Below are 1,916 nucleotides of genomic sequence, written 5' to 3'. Positions count from 1 at the left end.
GGCACCGAGGTCGACCCTGAGTCGTGGTGGGACGCGTAACAGGAGGCCATCGCCGCCACGGGCGGCCTGGACGAGGTATCGGCCATATCGATTGCCGGGCAGCAGCACTGCATGGTGGTTATCGACGCCGAGGGCGACGTCATCCGCCCCGCCCTGCTCTGGAACGACACCCGCTCGGCGGCCGCCGCCGGGCAACTCGCCGCCGAGTTCCCCGACATCGTCGCGCGCACCGGCTCGCGGCCGGTCGCTTCTTTCACTGCAACGAAGCTGCGCTGGCTCCGGGATGCCGAGCCCGAGAACGCCGCCCGCGTACAGGCCGTCGCCCTGCCGCACGACTGGCTCACCTGGCGGCTGCGCGGCTTTGGACCAGGCAACGCCAACTTCGCCGAGCTCACGACCGATCGCTCCGATGCGAGCGGCACCGCCTACTGGAACCCGCATACCGGCGACTACGACCGCGAACTACTCGTCGCCGCCCTCGGGCACGACGCGATCCTTCCCCGCGTGCTCGGTCCGGGGGAATCCCCCGGTGTGCTCGCGGGCGGACAGGTCGTCGGTCCGGGGGCGGGTGACAACGCTGGCGCCGCGCTCGGCCTCGGCGCGCGCGAGGGGGATGTCGTCGTTTCGATCGGCACCTCAGGCACGGTCTTCGCGGTCACCGGCTCTCCCGCGGGCTCGCAGACCGTCGCCGGGTTCGCCGACGCAAGCGGGCTCTTTCTCCCGCTCGTCGCGACCCTCAACGCTGCGCGCGTGCTCGACTCGATCGCTCGCCTTCTCGGAGTCGACCACACCGAGCTCGGACGCCTCGCCCTAACCGCGGAGCCCGGGTCGGATGGCCTCGTGCTGCAACCGTGGTTCGAGGGCGAACGCACCCCCGATCGACCCGATGCGACCGCGACTCTGTTCGGCATGACTCTCATGGGCACGACCCGCGGCAACCTCGCCCGAGCCGGAATCGAGGGTCTGCTGTGCGGACTCGCGGATGGTCTCGACGCCGTTCAGGCGGCGGGGGTCGAGGCGCGGCGGATCCTGCTGATCGGCGGTGCGGCGCAGAACCCCGCGGTCGCCACGATCGCCACCCAGGTGTTCGACGTGCCCGTCGCCGTGCCTGAGCCCGACGAGTATGTCGCGCGTGGCGCCGCCGTACAGGCCGCCTGGGTCGCGACCGGGGAGCGCCCCGACTGGAGGCTTCCGTTCAGCGCCGAGCCGGCATCCGACCACCGTCCGATCGTTCGGATCCAGTACGCCGCCCGGCTCTAGAGTGGGGCGCATGGCTGCCGGGGATAACGCCGACGGCGTGCGTCGACGCAACCTCGCCACGATACTCAAACTCGTTCACTATGGGCGCGTGGTTTCGCGCGCGGAGATCACAGCCCTCACCGGCCTCAGCCGCTCGACGATCGCTGCACTCGTCGCCGAGCTCGGCGAGTTGCGGCTGGTCGAGGAGGGCGAGCCGGTCGCGAGCGGAGAGGTCGGTCGGCCCTCGCCCACCGTCCGCCCGCATGACTACCCGATCGTCCTCGCGATCAACCCCGAGGTGGATGCCGTCAATGGTGCCCTCGTCGGACTCGGCGGTCAGGTGCTCGCGCGAGAACGAACCCGGCTCGAGAGCGTCCCCACCCCGGACGTGGCGGTTCGGGTCGTACGCGAGGTCGCCGCGCGGCTCGTCGATCCGCGCGAGGGCCGCGTGGTGGCGATGGGGCTAGCTATTCCGGGGTTAGTGCGGGCGACCGATGGGATGGTGCGCTGGGCGCCTCACCTCGGCTGGCGCGAGGTGCCATTCGCCGAGATGGTCGGGAGCGGCCACTTCGACTTTCCCGTGCTCGCCGACAACGATGCCTCGCTCGGGGCCATCGCCGAACACCTTTTCGGTGCCGGGCGCGGGGTCGACGACCTTGTGTACCTGAACGGCGGCG

The 1,916-nt window shown here is 71.0% G+C and carries 1 protein-coding gene and 1 pseudogene; both read left to right on the top strand.

The genetic code is table 11. The features are described 5' to 3' along the window. A pseudogene (locus RMO30_RS11665) lies at window positions 1-1,260 on the top strand (FGGY family carbohydrate kinase); the annotation flags it as partial. Window positions 1,261-1,270: 10 nt separating this feature from the next. Further along, window positions 1,271-1,916, top strand: a 646-nt coding sequence (locus RMO30_RS11660) for an ROK family protein (RefSeq protein ID WP_309713620.1), incomplete at its 3' end; no start/stop codon positions are given.

It is taken from the genome of Pseudolysinimonas sp. (assembly GCF_031389465.1).
GTDB lineage: Bacteria > Actinomycetota > Actinomycetes > Actinomycetales > Microbacteriaceae > Pseudolysinimonas_A.
This window is presented reverse-complemented; position numbering and strand designations above follow the sequence as displayed.